Raw genomic sequence first — 16,242 nt, forward strand, 5'->3', positions numbered from 1 at the left:
ACTCGTGTGCAAGAAGAGTACGATCGTCGTATGCCCACCACCCCTGCGCCCGACTCCGGCGCGCCCACCCGCGCGCCCCGCCGCGACGCGGCCGCGAACCGGGAGGCCCTCCTGGTCGCCGCCGCCGCCGCGCTCAACGAGGACATCGACGCCTCCCTGGAGGCCATCGCGGCCCGCGCGGGGCTCAGCCGGCGCGCGGTCTACGGCCACTTCGCCAACCGCGACGAGCTGCTGATCGACGTCTTCACCCGCGGAGCCGCCCGCCTGGCCGCGCTGCTCGACCCGGTGTCGCATCCCGACACCCGCGTGGAGATCGCACTGTTCGGCGCGACGCTCTGGGCCGAGGTGGAGCACATCCGGGTCAGCGCCGCCCTCGCCGTGCGCGGGCCGCACCGGGAACTGGTCGGCAGCGCGCTCGACCCGGCCCGCGAGCGGCTGCGCGACACAGTGGGCCGCGGGATGGCGGACGGCACGATCCGCACCGACCTGGACCGGGAGACGGTGACGCGGCTCATCGAGCACGCGGCCGTGTCGGTGCTGGACGAGGCGACGCGCGCGAAGCTCACCCACCGCGACGGGCACCGGCTGGTCATCCTGGCCGCGCTGTCCGCCGCGGGCATGGGCTGGCGGGAGGCCGGCGAGCTGCTGGCGGGGACGCCGGAGCTGGCGTTCGACGCGGTGCAGGGTGCGTCGCAGGCCAGCACGGAGGCGACCAGCCGATGAAGATCACCCTCGACTCCGTCGCCAAGGGGCCGCGCGACGCCGCCCTCCCCGCGACCTCCGTCAGCTTCGAGACCGGACGGGCCACGCTGTCCCGCGCCGAGACCGAGCAGCGGCCGACCGTGCTCGGGCTGATCGCGTCCGGGCGGATGCGACCCGACTCCGGCACCGTCACGATCGACGGCCGCGCCGACTCCGGGGCCATGCGCCGGCGCATCGCGCTGGTCGACGCCCCCGACGTCTGCGAGCCGGCGCCCGACGTGACCGTGGCCGGGATCGTCGCGGAGGAGCTGATGTTCGCCGGCCTCGCCTCCCACCCGCTCGCCGTGCGCCGGCGGCTGGCCGAGCTGGGCGCCGCCGAGTACGCGCGGTACGCGATCGGGACCGTGCCGCCGACCGTGCGCATCCGCCTCCTCACCGAGCTGGCGCTCCTCCGCGCGGGCGTGGAGGGCGTCGTGATCGTCTCCCCGACCGCCACGGCGGCGACCCCGTGGAGTGGTGGCGGTTCGCGCGCGAGCTCGCCGGGCGCGGCATCGCGGTGCTCGTCGTCGCTGGCGACGCCTCCGCCGCGGCGATCGCGGCGTCCGCGCTCGTGTCGCGGCAGTTCGGCGGCGACGACGACGCACCTCAGACCTTTGACGAAGACCCGGCGCGGGACGACACCGACGAACTCCCTGACCTGATCGTGACCGAGCCGTCCGTGGAGAACGCATGAAGATCCGCATCCCCCAGATGATCGCGGCGGAGTTCCGCCGCCTGACCGCCAGCCCGATGTCCATCGTGGCGCTCATCGCTCTGATGTGCGTCCCCGTGCTCTACGGCGGCCTCTACCTCTGGGCCAACCAGAACCCGTACGCGAACCTCGACCGCATCCCCGCGGCGATCGTCGTGGACGACACCGGCACGACCGTCGACGGGAAGACCGTGAACTACGGCGACCAGGTCGCCGACCAGCTCATCCAGGACGGCTCGTTCCAGTGGCACCGGGTCGCGTCCGGCTCGGCCTCGGCGGGGGTGGACGACTCGAAGTACGACTTCAGCATCACCTTCCCGTCCGACTTCTCCACGGCGCTCGCCTCGGCCTCCGGAACGTCGCCGCAGCGCGCGATCGTCACGCTGACGACCAACGACACCAACAGCTACCTCGCGTCCACGATCGGGACGCAGGCGGCGGAGAAGATCCGCACCTCCATCGTCAAGCAGGTGAACGAGGAGGCCGCCCAGCGGTTCCTGCTCGGCCTCGCCGACATCCGCTCCAGCCTGGTGAAGGCGCAGGACGGCGCGGCCCAGCTCGTGGACGGCAGCGCCAGCGCGCAGAGCGGCGCCTCGCAGCTCGCCGACGGGACCGCCCAGCTCGCCGCCGGCTCGCAGACGCTCGCGAGCAAGCTCGGCGACCTCTCCTCCGGCGCGGCGCAGGTGCGCGACGGGGCGGCGCAGGTCAGCGCGGGCGCCGCCCAGGTGTCGGCGGGCAACGACCAGCTCGCCGCGAAGGCGACCCAGGCGAGTCAGGCCGCGGCACAGCTCGCCGTCCAGGCGCCCGCCGCGGGGCAGCAGCTCATCGCGCAACTCCAGGCGGCGCACGTCGACCCGGCCGTGATCGCGCAGGTGGAGGCCGGCCTCAGCGGCATCGACCAGAAGGTCCAGGCCGGCAACACGCAGATCCAGTCCGCCGTCGGCCAGGTGAACCAGCTCGCCGCGGGTTCGGACCAGGTCGCGGCGGGGGCGGCGCAGGTGTCGTCGGGCGCGTCGCAGGTGGCCGACGGGGCGTCCCAGGCGCAGGCCGGGGCCGCGCAGCTCGCGAGCGGCGCCTCCACGGCGGCGACCGGCTCGGCGCAGCTCCGCGACGGACTCACGACCCTGCACGACGGCACGACCCAGCTTCACGACGGGCTGACGAAGGGCGTGGCGCAGATCCCGGACAACTCGCCCGCCCTGCAGAAGAAGCAGGCGTCGACGATCGCCGACCCGGTGAACCTGAAGAACGACTCCGTCACCTCGGCCGGCACCTACGGCGCGGGACTGGCGCCGTTCTTCGTCGCGCTCGCGGGGTGGATCGGCATCTACGCGCTGTTCCTGATCATCAAGCCGGTGTCCCGGCGGGCGATCACCGCCCTCCACTCGCCGGTGAAGATCACGCTCGCGGGCTGGCTCACGCCAGGCCTGCTCGGCGCGGTCCAGATGATCGGGCTGTTCGCGATCGTGTCGGGGGCGCTCGGCTTCGGCATCCACAACCCGCTCGGCATGTTCGGGATGATGGCGCTGGCGTCGGTGACGTTCGCGGCGATCATCCTCGCGCTCAACGTCTGGCTGGGCAGTGTCGGGCAGTTCCTCGGGCTCGTGCTCATGGTGCTCCAGCTCGTCACGGCGGGAGGCACGTTCCCGTGGCAGACACTGCCCGGGCCGCTCGCGGCACTCCACCACGTGCTGCCGATGTCGTATGCCGTGGACGGCATCCGCCAGCTGATGTATGGCGGCAACCCCGCGACGGCGTGGGCGGACGCGGGCGTGCTCGCGGTGTGGATGCTGATCGCGCTGCTCGTGTCGGCGGTCGGCGTGACGCGGATGACGCACTTCCGGACGCTGCGTGACCTGCGCCCGTCGCTGATCGGCTGAGGCGCGCCACGGCGGGGGCGTCGGCGCGAGGCGGGGCGCCTGCGCGAGGCGTCGGCGCCCGGCGCTAGGGTGGGCGGCGTGACCGATCGACTCCGGATCCTCCACCTCAGCGACACCCACCTCTACGGCGACGGCCGCCTGCAGTACGGGCTGGTCGACACGCTGGCCGCGCTCGATCGCGTCCTCGCTCGGGCCGGGGAACTGGAGGCGGCGGACCTGGTGGTGGCGTCGGGCGACCTGTCCGACGACGGGAGCGCAGCCTCGTACCGACTGCTGCGGGAGCGGCTGGAGCCGTGGGCGGCGGAGCGCGGCGCGGCGGTCGCGTACGCGATGGGGAACCACGACCTCCCCGACGCCTTCGAGGAGGTGCTCGGCGAGCGGGAGCGGGTCTTCTCTGTCGGGGGTTTCCGGGTCGTGACCGTGGACACGACCGTCGCCAGGGCGGGCTACGGACTGGTCGGCGAGGAGCGGCTCGATCGGCTCCGGAGGGTGCTCGCCTCGCCGAGCGCGAACGGGACGGTCGTGGTGCTGCACCATCCGCCGGTCCCGCCCACGACCGGGTTGTTCGAGACGCTGCGGCTGGTCGACCCCGACCCGCTGCTGGACATATGCTCGGCGGGGGATGTGCGGCTGATCCTGGCCGGCCACTACCATCACGCGCTCGTCACCCCGGCGGGCGAACGCGGCATCCCGGTCGTCGTGGCGCCGGCCGTCGCCAATACGACGGACGTGCTCTGGCCGCCGCCGCGCGAGCGGGCCGAGCGGGGGGCCGGGTTCGCCCTGGTGGAGCTGTCCGGTGAGGGGACGGTGCGTGCCCACTTCGTGCGTGCGCCCGCCGACGACGACGGCGACACGGTCTACGACCTCGACGCGGATGCGATCGCGCGGATCGCGGCGGACGCGGGCTGGAAGGGCGAGGCATGAGCGCCGGCTCCGGCTACTCGGGCACGCCGCTCTGGAAGAAGCTCGGGCTGAAGCCGGGGATGCGCGCGCAGCTCCTGCACGCCGACCCGGGCTGGGCGGTGCCCGTGGAGGACGGCCCGGTGGACGTCGAGTGGCTTGCGCCCTCCTCGGTCGAGCCGGCCGGGCTGATCGTCGCGTTCTACCGGGAGGCCGCCGACTACGTCGCCGAGCTCGACGCGCTGGCGCCGCGCATCCACCCGGCCGGGATGATCTGGGCGGCCTGGCCGCGGAAGGCCGCCGGCCACGTCAGCGACCTCGACGAGAACCTCATCCGCGACACCGCGCTCGCCCGCGGCCTCGTGGACGTCAAAGTCGCCGCGATCTCCCACGACTGGTCCGCCCTCAAACTCGTCCACCGCCGCGCCAACCGCTGACCGCAGCCATCTCTCCCGGAGTTGTGTACGCCCCAGCACGGCGTGTTGCGTGCATAACTCCGGAACTGATGAGTGGTCAGGCGAAGGGGACGTGCTGGAGGATCCAGGCGTGCATGGCGACTGCGGCCGCGGCGGAGGCGTTGATGGAGCGGGTGGAGCCGAACTGGGAGATCTCCACGACGACGTCGGCGGCCTCGAGAGCGGCGTCGGAGAGGCCGGGGCCCTCCTGGCCGAACAGCAGCACGCACTCGCGGGGCAGCGCGTACGTCTCGATCAGCACCGAGCCCGGCACGTTGTCGACGGCCACGATCGGGAGGCCGGCCTCCCGCGCCCAGGCGACGAACGCCGCCACGTCGTCGTGGTGGGCGACGTGCTGGTAGCGGTCGGTCACCATCGCGCCGCGCTTGTTCCAGCGACGCCGGCCGATGATGTGCACGGTGTCGGCCGCGAACGCGTTGGCGCTGCGCACGATCGAGCCGATGTTCATGTCGTGCTGCCAGTTCTCGATCGCGACGTGGAACGGGTGGCGGTGCTGGTCCAGGTCGGCGACCACGGCCTCCATGCGCCAGTAGCGGTAGCGGTCGATCACGTTGCGGGTGTCGCCGTGGCGCAGCAGCTCGGGATCGTAACGGTCGTCGGTCGGCCACTCACCGGGCCAGGGGCCGACGCCGTGCGTGGTCAGCTCGGCGGACGGCGGGAGGTCGCTCGGCTGCGGGGTCTCGGGACTCACCGACTCAGAGTAACGGGACCAGCATCACGGCATCCCGACAGCCGCCCGAAACCCTCCCGCAACCCCCGGGTAATATGCAGCGCACGGGCACAGTACGTCACTCCGACAGCGGAGCGAAAAGAGGCCCGAAACCCTCCTGCAACCCCCGGGCAATATGCTGGGGACGTCACTTCACCATCGGAAGGGGTCCTGCGTGGCGCGACGCGACGAGATCGAATGCTGGCTGACCGACATGGACGGCGTCCTCGTCCACGAGAACTCCGCGCTCCCCGGCGCCTCCGCGCTGATCCAGCAGTGGCGCGACCAGGGCACGCCCTTCCTGGTGCTCACCAACAACTCGATCTACACCCCGCGCGACCTCGCGGCCCGGCTGCGCGCCTCCGGCCTCGACGTGCCGGAGGAGTCGATCTGGACCTCCGCGCTGGCGACGGCCGACTTCCTGAAGTCGCAGAAGCCCGGAGGCAGCGCCTACGTCATCGGCGAGGCCGGACTCACCACCGCCCTGCACGAGGCGGGCTTCATCATGACCGACACCAACCCGGACTACGTGGTCGTCGGCGAGACCCGCAGCTACTCGTTCGACGCCATCACGAAGGCCGTCCGCCTGATCGGCGCCGGGGCGCGTTTCATCGCGACCAACCCGGACGCCACCGGCCCGAGCGCCGAAGGCCCGCTGCCGGCGACGGGCGCGGTCACGGCGATGATCACCAAGGCGACCGGCGGCATGGAGCCGTACGTGGTGGGCAAGCCCAACCCGATGATGTTCCGCTCCGCGCTCAACCGCATCGGCGCGCACTCCGAGAACACGGCGATGATCGGCGACCGGATGGACACGGACGTCGTCGCCGGGATCGAGGCCGGCCTCCACACCATCCTCGTGCTGACCGGGATCAGCGACCAGGCCGAGATCGACCGCTACCCGTTCCGCCCAGACGAGATCCTGTCGGGCGTCAAGGAGCTGGTCGAGCCGGCGCCGGTCGAGTCGGACCTCTGAGCCGGCGCGGCCGTCAGCCGGTCGGACCGGGCCCCGCCACCGACGACGTCAGCGGCTGGCCGCTGGAGCGGTTCGCGAAGCAGTAGTAGGACCGCTGCCCGCTCTTCCACTGCGCCTCGGTCGCCGGGAACGCGCCCTGGACCTGGAGGTCGGGGTACGCGGCGGCGGCGTTCAGGTCGATCACGCCGGTGGCCGTGCACAGCGTGTTGATCTGCTGCGCCAGCGCGTCGGTGCCCGGGTAGGGCGCGGCGGGGTCGGCGGAGATGAGGTTCGTGTAGACGAGCTGGGCGGAGTGCCCGGCCGTGCAATCCACGACGGTGAAGGTCTCCGCCCACGGACCTGTGTACGGCTGGACGCACTCGCCGCCGCCGAGCGTGTCCCACGCGTGGGTGCCGGGCCCGACCGCCGCTGCGGGCTTCGGGCTGACCGTGGGGGTCGGTGTGGGCGTCGGCGTCGGGGTCCGCGATGGGGTCGCGGACGCCGAGGTTTTGGGGGTGCCGGCGGACGCGCCGAACAGCGACGGGAGGCGGGTGCCGAGCGCGAACAGGCCGACCAGGACGAGCAGGACCGCGAGGACGCCGAGGATCAGGAAGAGGCGGCGGTTGATGGGGGGTCGCGGGGACGCGGGAGGGGCGGGGGGTGTTGGTGGGGTGGAGGTGGGGGGCGACGCGGGAGCGGCCCCGGCGGTAGCGGCGTCTGCCGCAGGGGCAGCGGCGGCAGCGGCGCCGGCGGCAGCGGCGCCGGCGGCAGCGGCGCCAGCGGCAGCCGAATCAGAACCGGACGTCGGCTGAGCGTCGCTGGGCGGAGTCGTGTCTCGGGCCGCCGCGGCGGCGTCGAATGCGACGGTCGGCGTGTCCAGGGCGTCGAAGGCCACCGTCGGCGTCAGGAGGGCGTCGAATCCGCCCGTCCCGGAGCCGACCTGCGGACCCTCCAGCCCGGCCGACGGCTCGTCGAATGCGAACCCTGCGGAGTCCTGTGAGGCCGGGGTGGCGGGATGGCCTGCGGCTTCGTGCCGCGGCAGTGCGTCGGACTCCGGCTGAGCCTCCGGCTGCTGTTCGGCCGCGAGCTCGGGAAAGAGGATGGCGTCGATCCCCAGGGCGGAGGCGGGGAGCAGCCCGTCGGCCCCGCCCGGCGCCGGCGCGTGGTCGGCCGACTGCGAGGGCTCACCCGAGGGAGCGGGCGCATCGAGTCCGCTGGACTCGCCGAACGGGGACGGCTCGGTGAAGGGTGACGGCTGCGCACGCTCAGTCTCAGGCGCCTGATCGAGTGGCGCAGGCAGAGCCTGGTCGGCGGCTTCGGCGGCTTCGGCGGACGAGGCGAGGCCGGGGGCCGCGGCGGCCGGGCGCTGGGCGTGGTCGGCGCCGTCGCGGGCGTCCTCGGGCTCTTCGTCACGGCTGAAGTCGCCGAAGAGCGCGGCGATGCCGTCCTGCTCCTCGTCGGCGTCCGGCTCGTTTGCGGCTTCAGACGAGGGAAGGTCGGCACCCACCGGTGTCGAGTCGGGGACGGGCGCGAAGACCTCCGGCCCGGCCGCCGAGGCCGCAGCGAGCGCTTCCGCGTCGAACGGGCTGGTCGCGGGAGACGGCGGCGCGCCGAGGACCGCCTCGGTCTGGGCGGCCCCGTCGTAGGCGGCCGGCGCGGCGCCCGGTTCCACGAGGGGAGGCGGGGTCGGAGCGACATCGCGGGATTCGCCGGCACCGCCGGCCGCCGCCCAGGCGCGTGCTTGCGCCTCGGCCTCGGCACGCGCTGCTGCGGCCTGTTCCTCGTCACGGGCGCGCTGGGAGGCCTCGGCCTGTGCCTGGGCTTCGGCCTGCGCTTGCGCGGCCTGAGCCTGTGCGGCAGCTTCAGCCTGTGCGGCAGCTTCAGCCTGTGCGGCGGCCTCGGCCCGCGCCTGCGCGGCGGCCTGCGCCTGCGCGGCAGCTTCAGCCTGCGCGGCAGCTTCAGCCTGCGAGGCGGCCTGCGCCTGCGCCGCGGCCTGCGCCTGCACCTGCGCCTCGGCCTGAGCCTGCACCTGCGCCTCGGCTATCGCCTGCGCCTGGGCATCCGTTTCGGCCTGCTCCTCCACCTGCGCCTGTGCGCCCGCGTCAGCCTGCGCCTGAGCGTCGGCTTCGGCCTGGAGCGCGTCCTTGCGTGTCAGCGGAGCCGCCTGGATCGGGATGATGCCCGTGGTGTCCCCGAGCAGCGGACGCGGAGCAGGGCGCTCCTCCTCGAACATCCCGAGCAGGGCCGCCAGCCCGTGGCCCTCGATGGGGCCGGTCGGGGTGGGGTCGGACGCCGCGGGCGCGGTGGCGGTGGGCTCGGCAGCGCTCGGGTCGAACGCTGCAGGCTCGGACACAGCCGGTCCGGAGGCCACGACGTCGGAGGCTGCGGGTTCGGGGGCTGCGGGTTCGGGGGCTGCGGGCTCGTGGGTGGCGAAGCCGGGGACGGCCTGGTCCGCGGCGGTCGGCTCCAGAACGTCCTCGGGACCGGAGAAGCGGTCGCCGACCTCGGGAGGCTGCGGCATGCGGAGCGCGGCCACGAAGCCGCTCGGCTCGAATGGCTGAGTCGGCGGCGCGGCGGTGGGCGGGGCCGGCTCGCTCGGCGCGGCGGGCGGCTCCGGCGTCGCGGCAAGCGACTGCTCGGGCGTCACGGCGGGCGTCCCCAGCACCGGGACTACCGGCTCCAGCGGTGTCGCGGCGGTCGGCTCCGGCATCGCGCCCGGCACGGGCGCCGCCGCAGAAGTCGGCTCCGCCCCGGACTCCGGGGCCGCCGGGGTGACCGGGGTCGGCTGCGAGGGGGTCGGCTCCACGAAGTTGGAGCGGCGGACGGGAGGAGCGTCGTCGCCGGCGTCCTCGTCCACAGCGGCCCCGTCCTCGCCGAACAGGGATGGCTCACCAGGCTCCGGGCTGTCGCGGGACGTCAGGTTCCAGGTGAAGCCGGGGACGGTCGGGGCGATGGGCGGCGCCTCGGGGACCCGGGCGGCGCTCTCGTCGGCGGTGGGCTCGGGAGCGGCCGGCTCTCGGAGGAGGTCCTCGAACGGGGACGCGGGCGCAGGAGCGGACGGGGCGGGCGCGGCAGGCTCAGCCGGGGGCACGGGTTCGTCGGCGGCCGGACTCTCCGCGGTGAACGGCCAGAGCGACGTGGAATCGGCAGGCTCGGCCGGCGCCGCGGGCTCCACCGGGGACGCGGCGGGCTCGGGCGACGCAGGCGCAGCATCCGGGGACGCAGACTCCGGCTCACCCTCGGCACCCGCCGCCCGCGGCCGGGTCAACGGCCGCCCGCCGCTGAGCTGTGCGAGGAACCACTCCGAGCTCCCCACCTCCGGCTCGGTCGGCTGCTCCGGGCCCGGCTCCTCCCCCGCCGGGGGTTCGCGGTGTTCCGCCACTACGCCAGCCCCAGATCCTCGAGGCCGATGGCGGCGAAGTACGGGTAGCCGGCCGACTCGATGACCTCGCGCGCACCCGTGTCGCGGTCGACGACCACGGCGACGCCGGCGATCTCGGCGCCGACCTTCTCCAGGGCCTCGATGGCCTTCAGCGGGGAGCCTCCGGTGGTGGACGTGTCCTCCAGGACGATCACACGCTTGCCTTCGAGGTCCGGGCCCTCGACCTGCTTGCCGCGGCCGTGGTCCTTCGGCTCCTTGCGGACGACGAACGCGTCGTACGCGAGCCCGCGGGCCGCTCCCTGGTGGAGGATCGCGGCGGCGACGGGGTCGGCGCCCATCGTCATCCCGCCGACCGCGACCACGTCCGGCACGTCCGCGATCAGGTCGATCATGACCTGGCCGATCAGCGGCGCGACCCGGTGATCGAGGCTCACCTTGCGCAGGTCGACGTAGTAGGTGGCCTTCTTTCCGCTGGTCAGCGTGAAGTCCCCGTGGAAGACCGCCTCGGCGGAGATGAAGTCGATGAGCTGCTGTCGTGCGTCCGTCACGTCTGACATTCTACGGTTAACCCGTTCCGGCAAGCAGGTCGGCGGTCCCCGATACGATCGGGGCATGCGCGTCGCCACCTGGAATGTGAACTCCATCCGCACCCGAGTCGCCCGGGTGGTGGACTGGATGGTCCGGGAGGACGTGGACGTCCTGGCCATGCAGGAGATCAAGTGCAAGCCGGAGCAGTTCCCCTACGAGGCGTTCGAGGCGGCCGGGTACGAGGTCGTCCTGCACGGCCTCAACCAGTGGAACGGCGTCGCGATCGCCGCCCGGCTGCCGATCGAGGACGTCGAGATCGGCTTCCCCGATATGCCCGGGTTCCTGAAGGACCACGACGGCCCCGACCTCCCCAAGGAGGCCCGCGCGATCGGCGCGACGGTCGACGGGGTGCGGCTGTGGAGCCTGTACGTCCCGAACGGCCGCTCCCTCGACGACCCGCACTACGTCTACAAGCTGGACTGGCTGGCCGCCCTCGCGGCGGACACGCAGCGCTGGCTGACCGAGAACCCCGGCCAGCAGCTCGCGCTGATGGGCGACTGGAACGTCGCGCCGCTGGACTCCGACGTCGGCGACCCGAGCCTGATCCCCGGCGCATCCACGCACATCTCGCCTCCGGAGCGCACGGCGTTCGCCGCGTTCGAGAAGGCCGGCCTGACGGATGTCGTGCGGCCGATCGTGCCGGACGGCTACACGTACTGGGACTACAAGCAGCTCCGCTTCCCGCGCAACGAGGGGCTGCGGATCGACTTCATCCTCGGCTCTCCGACGTTCGCCGACCGGGTGACGGACGCGAGCATCCACCGCAACGAGCGCAAGGGCGACGCACCGAGCGACCACGTGCCCGTGCTGGTCGACCTGGCGGAGGTCGCGACGGAGGAGGACGACGACGACCGGCCGATGATCTGGTGAGCTCGACGCGCTGATCGCGCGGGGTGCTGCTCGCACTATCCGCGGCGGTCCGATCCTCCTCCACGCGTGGTTCGTCCGGTGGCGACGCGGTCCGGGCGGATGAGGATCAGGGCCGAGGAGTAGAGGCTGAGGCCGAACAGGGCGAGCGTCGGGTCGAGGCCGTGGATCAGGATGACGAACGGCGGGACGAACGCGAGCAACGTCGCCAGCTGCACGCGCCAGGCGGGCGCCCGTCGCTCGGTGGCGGTGAGCGGGCGCGGACCCCGCTCGAACCGGGCGACGGCGAGCGAGAGCAGCAGCACCAGCGCGAACGCGGCGACCAGGACGAGCGGGCGGCTCGCCCACCAGTCCACGCTGCCGGGGGCGGGATGCCATCCCGGGACCAAAAGGCAGACTGCGGTGATCGCGATGATGCAGGTCAGGTGCCAAAGGTAGACGGTCATCAGCCGGCTGCCGACCACGAACGTGAGCGCGCGAGCCGGCCGAGTGCGCATCAGCGCGGTCAGCGCCGGGTGCACCAGGACGAGCCCGCAGAGCTGGACGATCGCGAGCAGGCCGATGGCGAACACGGCCGGGTACTGGTTGGCGAGCATGTCCGGTGAGTACACACCACCGGCGACGCCCGCGACGGTGAGGGAGGCGGCAGCGGCGGCCAGCGCGAGGAGCCACCGGCGCCGCATCCGGAAGAAGACGCCGTCGGCGTAGAGGAAACCGAGCTGCTGCGCGAACAGCCAGACGAACGCCAGGTTGATCAGGCCGACCATCGCGACGCCGGTGCCGAGCCGGAACAGGTCGACGGCGGTGGCCGCGCCGGCGAGACCGACCAGGGTGTGCCAGGGCGCGCGCTCGTGCAGCCGGATCATCAGAGGCGCCGCCCACTGGCACAGCAGGAACGCGGCCAGGAACCAGAGCGGCGTCCCGACGCCGGCCGCCACCCCGGCGATGACGTCCTCCGGTGCGCCGAGCCCGCGCGCGCCCCACAGCGCGACGGTGAAGAAGACGAAGACCGGCAGGGTCGGGCGCACGAGCCGGATGAGCCGGGCGTGGAGGAAGTCGGCGCCGTCGCCGCCCCGCGCGCGCAGGGAGCGCCAGCCGGTGATGGCGGCGAAGCCGCCGAGCGCGAAGAACAGCGGCATCACCTGGCCGAAGACGGACACGGCGGCGAACCAGGGCTGCTCGGTGAGCGGCTTGGAGATCTCCAGCGCGCCGTCCGCGCCGAAACCGACGCCGACCATCAGCAGATGGGCGGTGACGACGACGAGCACGCAGCACACGCGGACGAGATCGACGGCGAGGTCGCGGCGGGTGAGGTCGATGGAGGGGCGCGGGGTGCTGGTGGCCAGGCTCATATTTCCAATCCCAATGCAAGACGTTGATTCACACTAGGGATCGGGGAGAGGGTGGGGGAACCGTGCTGGCACGTAAGAAAGCGGCATGCGGCCCACCTCGCAAAACTGTTCGTTACGCCGCATTGCGCACCCGCGAGCAGCCGCTGGGCCGCTGTCGATAGCGTCGAGGGACCATGCCATCCGCCTCCTTCGCGTCCACGTTCTCCGTCGACTTCGTCGGGGTCGGGCGGGCGTTCGCCGGGCCTCGGCGGCGCGGGGCCGCTCCCGCCGCGAGGACCGTGCTGCGGGATGTGTCGCTGAGCGTCGCGGCCGGGGAGGTCGTCGCGATCCTGGGCGCCAGCGGGTGCGGCAAGTCGACGCTCCTTCGCATCGCGGGCGGCCTCGACTCGCCCACGGCCGGGGCCGCGCTGATCGACGGGTCGCCCGTCGCGGGGATCGACGGGCGGTGCGCCGTCGGCTTCCAGGAGCCGCGGCTGCTGCCGTGGCGGTCGCTCGCCGACAACGTCGCCCTCGGGCTGCCGCGTGGGCTCGACCGGGCCGACGGGCGCGAGCGGGTCGGGAGGCTGCTGGAGCTCGTGGGGCTGGAGGCGTCGGCCTCGCTGCGGCCGCGGGAGGTCTCCGGGGGATGGCGCAGCGCGCCTCCCTCGCGCGGGCCCTGGCCCGGAACCCGGGAGTCCTGCTGCTGGACGAGCCGTTCGGGGCGCTCGACGCGCTCACCCGGCTGCGGATGCAGGACCTGCTCCTCGACGTCCACGCCGCGAATCCCGCCACCATCCTCCTCGTCACGCACGACGTCGACGAGGCGCTTCAGCTCGCCGACCGCGTCATCCTGCTGGGCCGCGAGGACGGCCGTGACGGCGCGACCATCCGTCGCGTCGTCACGGTCCCCGGCGCACGGCCGCGCGACCGGGGTTCCGCAGCGCTCGCCGAGCTCCGGGCCGAACTGCTCGACGGGCTCGGGATCGACCGGCACGGGAGGGCGCTGGACGACCATCAGTCCTCCACAATCCCGGTCTTCCCCTACTGATTCCACAGATTCACCGGATCGCGTCCGGTCCGTCCGCGCATCCGGAAGGCTCGAACCACAGCGCGAGCCGCCACCCAGGCATCACCAGACACGAGAGGCACCCAGCATGCACCGCAGACCCACGATCGTCACCGCCGTCGCCGCGCTCACCGCGGCGGCCGCCCTCCTGCTCTCCGGCTGCGTCGCCGGGGAGGGCGCGGCCTCCGGCTCCACCGCCGGGGTCACGAAGGGCGGGACGCTCAACATCGACTTCGCGACCTACAACCCGCTCAGCCTGGTCATCAAGAAGGAGGGCTGGCTGGAGAAGGCGCTCAAGAAGCAGGACATCACGGTGAACTGGGTGCAGTCGGCGGGGTCCAACAAGGCCAATGAAGCGCTCCGCTCCGGCGCGATCGACGTCGGCTCCACGGCGGGCTCCGCCGCACTGCTCGCCCGCGCCAACGGGTCTGCGATCAAGACGATCGACATCTTCTCGCAGCCCGAGTGGTCGGCGCTCGTGGTCGGCCCGGACTCCCCGATCACGTCGGTGACGGAGCTCAAGGGCAAGCAGATCGCGGCGACCAAGGGCACCGACCCCTACTTCTTCCTGCTGCAGGCGCTGGAGGCCAACGGGCTGTCGGCGAGCGACGTCACCATCCAGAACCTCCAGCACGCCGACGGCTGGGCAGCGCTGCAGAACGGCTCGGTGCAGGCCTGGAGCGGGCTCGACCCGATCATGGCGAACGCCCAGAAGGCCGGGGCGAAGCTGATCTACCGGAACGTGAAGTTCAACACCTACGGATTCCTCAACGCGACGGAGTCCTTCCTCTCCTCGAAGCCGGACGTCGCGCAGACGGTCGTGGACACCTACGAGTACGCGCGCGCCTGGGCGCTGAAGCACCCGGACGAGACGGCGAAGATCCTCGCGGACGTCGCCGGCATCGACCCGACGGTGGCGACCACGGTCATCACCGAGCGCACCAACCTGGGCGTCTCGAACGTCCCCGGCCCGGCGCAGCTCGCGGTGCTGAAGAAGGTCGGCCCGATCTTCGTGGAGTCCGGCGACGTGCGCACGCAGGCCGACATCGACAAGGCACTCGGCAGCCTCCTCGACCCGACCTTCGCGAAGAAGGCCGACCCGAGCGCGATCGGCGGTTGAGCGCGGGATGACGTACCAGAACGCGCCGGACGGGGACGGCCCGCTGATCGTGGTCGGCGGGCCAGGGGCGGCACCTCCGTCGCGCGCCAGACACTGCGAGACGCGTCGCCGCGGGAGGCGTCGCCGCGCGTGCCGTTCCTCTCGCGCCGTTCGGTGCGGGTGGTCGGCGGCGCGCTGATCCCGGTCGCGCTGCTCCTCGTCTGGCAGGTCGCCTCCACCTCCGGTGCGTTCTCCTCCTCCCAGCTCCCGACGCCCGCGATGGTCGTGCAGGCCGGCGTCGACCTCGCGCAACGCGGCCTGCTCGGCCTCTACATCGCGATCTCGACGCAGCGCGTCCTCATCGGCTTCGCGTTCGGCGCGGCGCTCGGGCTGCTTTTCGGCGCGATCGTCGGTCTGTCGCGGCTCGGCGACATCCTGTTCAGCCCGACGCTCGGCGCGATCAGGGCGGTGCCGTCGCTGGCGTGGGTGCCGTTGCTGATCCTGTGGTTCAGGATCGGCGAGGACTCCAAGATCATCCTGATCGCGATCGGCGCGTTCTTCCCGGTCTACACGACCGTCGCCGCCGCCCTCCGGCACGTCGACCGGCAGCTCGTGGAGGCCGGGCGCGCGTTCGGCCTCGGCGGCGTGCGGCTGTTCACGACCGTGCAGCTGCCGTCCGTGCTGCCGTCGGTGGTGTCGGGTCTGCGGCTCGCGCTCGCCCAGGCGTGGCTGTTCCTCGTCGCCGCGGAGTTGATCGCCTCCTCGATGGGGCTCGGCTTCCTGCTCAGCGACTCGCAGAACAACGGGCGCACCGACCGGCTCTTCCTCGCGATCATCCTGCTCGCGATCCTCGGCAAGCTGACCGACTCCCTGGTCGGGCTGTTCGAGCGGTGGGCGAACCGCCGCTGGGGATGACCCCGCCGGGCCCGCCACCCTCTCACCATCCCGGCGGACTGTCGACCCCCTCGCGCGCTCCCCCGATCCCGCCTAGCGTCGGCGCCGAATCCGCACGCATCGAGGAAAGGAATCGGCCCATGACCGCAGTGACCGAGAGCATCGACGTGAACGTCCCCGTCACCACCGCCTACAACCAGTGGACGCAGTTCGAGAGCTTCCCGCACTTCCTCGACCAGGTGGAGGACATCCGCCAGGTCGACGCCACCACGAACCACTGGCGCGTGAAGATCGGCGGCGTGACCCGGGAGTTCGACACGGTGATCACCGAGCAGCACCCGGACGAGCGGGTGGCCTGGAAGAGCGTGGCCGGCGACGTCGTCCACGCGGGCGTCGTCACGTTCCACCACCTCTCCGCGGACAGCACGCGCGTCACCGTGCAGTTCGACTGGCAGCCCGGCGACGCGCTGGAGAAGGTCGGCGCGGCGCTCGGCGTGGACGACCACGCCGTCAAGAAGGACCTGCGCAACTTCAAGGAGTTCATCGAGGCGCAGCCCGCGGAGACGGGGGCCTGGCGCGAGGACGTCGACCGGGGAGGCCTCGGCTGACCCCTGCACGGCTCTGCTAGGTTCTCTCCCCAGG

Annotated in this window: 14 protein-coding genes and 1 pseudogene; 11 read left to right on the plus strand and 4 right to left on the minus strand. The window is 72.8% G+C overall.

Going from position 1 to position 16,242, the window contains the following annotated elements; all coding sequences use genetic code 11:
- Positions 1-30 precede the first annotated feature (30 nt).
- The 5 genes from ACQ86L_RS10695 to ACQ86L_RS10715 all read left to right on the plus strand — a co-directional run bounded on the left by ACQ86L_RS10695 (position 31) and on the right by ACQ86L_RS10715 (position 4,670).
- Positions 31-723, plus strand: a complete 693-nt coding sequence (locus ACQ86L_RS10695) for a TetR/AcrR family transcriptional regulator (RefSeq protein WP_434315372.1) — start codon at positions 31-33, stop codon at positions 721-723.
- Positions 720-1,403 (plus strand): hypothetical protein, encoded by a 684-nt coding sequence (locus tag ACQ86L_RS10700; RefSeq protein ID WP_434315373.1) that lies wholly within the window; start codon positions 720-722, stop codon positions 1,401-1,403. The genes ACQ86L_RS10695 and ACQ86L_RS10700 overlap by 4 nt, the downstream gene beginning before the upstream one ends.
- A gap of 34 nt (positions 1,404-1,437) precedes the next feature.
- A complete protein-coding gene (locus tag ACQ86L_RS10705; protein WP_434318880.1) occupies positions 1,438-3,333 on the plus strand; it encodes a YhgE/Pip family protein in 1,896 nt (631 codons plus the stop codon).
- Positions 3,334-3,411: 78 nt separating this feature from the next.
- On the plus strand, positions 3,412-4,257 hold the full coding sequence (locus ACQ86L_RS10710; RefSeq protein WP_434315374.1) for a metallophosphoesterase family protein: 846 nt from the start codon (positions 3,412-3,414) through the stop codon (positions 4,255-4,257).
- Positions 4,254-4,670: a DUF3052 family protein gene (locus ACQ86L_RS10715; RefSeq protein WP_434315375.1), complete on the plus strand. Its 417-nt coding sequence runs from the start codon at positions 4,254-4,256 to the stop codon at positions 4,668-4,670. The genes ACQ86L_RS10710 and ACQ86L_RS10715 overlap by 4 nt, the downstream gene beginning before the upstream one ends.
- 76 nt (positions 4,671-4,746) lie before the next feature.
- Here the strand turns inward: ACQ86L_RS10715 and ACQ86L_RS10720 are convergent, their stop codons facing one another.
- Complete coding sequence (locus ACQ86L_RS10720) at positions 4,747-5,400, minus strand: TrmH family RNA methyltransferase (RefSeq protein WP_434315376.1); 654 nt, start codon at positions 5,398-5,400, stop codon at positions 4,747-4,749.
- A gap of 193 nt (positions 5,401-5,593) precedes the next feature.
- On the opposite strand from ACQ86L_RS10720, the gene ACQ86L_RS10725 reads away from it, so the two are divergent.
- On the plus strand, positions 5,594-6,394 hold the full coding sequence (locus ACQ86L_RS10725) for an HAD-IIA family hydrolase (protein ID WP_434315377.1): 801 nt from the start codon (positions 5,594-5,596) through the stop codon (positions 6,392-6,394).
- Positions 6,395-6,407: 13 nt separating this feature from the next.
- Here ACQ86L_RS10725 and ACQ86L_RS10730 read toward each other — a convergent pair whose 3' ends face one another.
- Both ACQ86L_RS10730 and pyrE read right to left on the minus strand, forming a co-directional pair.
- Positions 6,408-9,755: a hypothetical protein gene (locus tag ACQ86L_RS10730; RefSeq protein ID WP_434315378.1), complete on the minus strand. Its 3,348-nt coding sequence runs from the start codon at positions 9,753-9,755 to the stop codon at positions 6,408-6,410.
- On the minus strand, positions 9,755-10,303 hold the full coding sequence (pyrE, locus tag ACQ86L_RS10735) for an orotate phosphoribosyltransferase (RefSeq protein WP_434315379.1): 549 nt from the start codon (positions 10,301-10,303) through the stop codon (positions 9,755-9,757). The genes ACQ86L_RS10730 and pyrE overlap by 1 nt, the downstream gene beginning before the upstream one ends.
- A gap of 64 nt (positions 10,304-10,367) precedes the next feature.
- On the opposite strand from pyrE, the gene ACQ86L_RS10740 reads away from it, so the two are divergent.
- Complete coding sequence (locus tag ACQ86L_RS10740; protein WP_434315380.1) at positions 10,368-11,213, plus strand: exodeoxyribonuclease III; 846 nt, start codon at positions 10,368-10,370, stop codon at positions 11,211-11,213.
- Between the two features lie 35 nt (positions 11,214-11,248).
- Here the strand turns inward: ACQ86L_RS10740 and ACQ86L_RS10745 are convergent, their stop codons facing one another.
- A complete protein-coding gene (locus tag ACQ86L_RS10745) occupies positions 11,249-12,562 on the minus strand; it encodes an acyltransferase family protein (protein ID WP_434315381.1) in 1,314 nt (437 codons plus the stop codon).
- Between the two features lie 173 nt (positions 12,563-12,735).
- On the opposite strand from ACQ86L_RS10745, the pseudogene ACQ86L_RS10750 reads away from it, so the two are divergent.
- The 4 genes and pseudogenes from ACQ86L_RS10750 to ACQ86L_RS10765 all read left to right on the plus strand — a co-directional run bounded on the left by ACQ86L_RS10750 (position 12,736) and on the right by ACQ86L_RS10765 (position 16,208).
- A pseudogene (locus tag ACQ86L_RS10750) lies at positions 12,736-13,589 on the plus strand (ABC transporter ATP-binding protein).
- 106 nt (positions 13,590-13,695) lie between these two features.
- Entirely contained in the window at positions 13,696-14,727 is a 1,032-nt protein-coding gene (locus ACQ86L_RS10755; protein WP_434315382.1) for an aliphatic sulfonate ABC transporter substrate-binding protein, read from the plus strand.
- Between the two features lie 93 nt (positions 14,728-14,820).
- Positions 14,821-15,621 (plus strand): ABC transporter permease, encoded by an 801-nt coding sequence (locus tag ACQ86L_RS10760; RefSeq protein WP_434318881.1) that lies wholly within the window; start codon positions 14,821-14,823, stop codon positions 15,619-15,621.
- 119 nt (positions 15,622-15,740) lie between these two features.
- Complete coding sequence (locus ACQ86L_RS10765) at positions 15,741-16,208, plus strand: SRPBCC family protein (RefSeq protein WP_434315383.1); 468 nt, start codon at positions 15,741-15,743, stop codon at positions 16,206-16,208.
- Positions 16,209-16,242: the final 34 nt, after the last annotated feature.

Origin of the sequence: Leifsonia sp. P73 (assembly GCF_051059105.1) — a bacterium.
Taxonomy (GTDB): domain Bacteria; phylum Actinomycetota; class Actinomycetes; order Actinomycetales; family Microbacteriaceae; genus Leifsonia.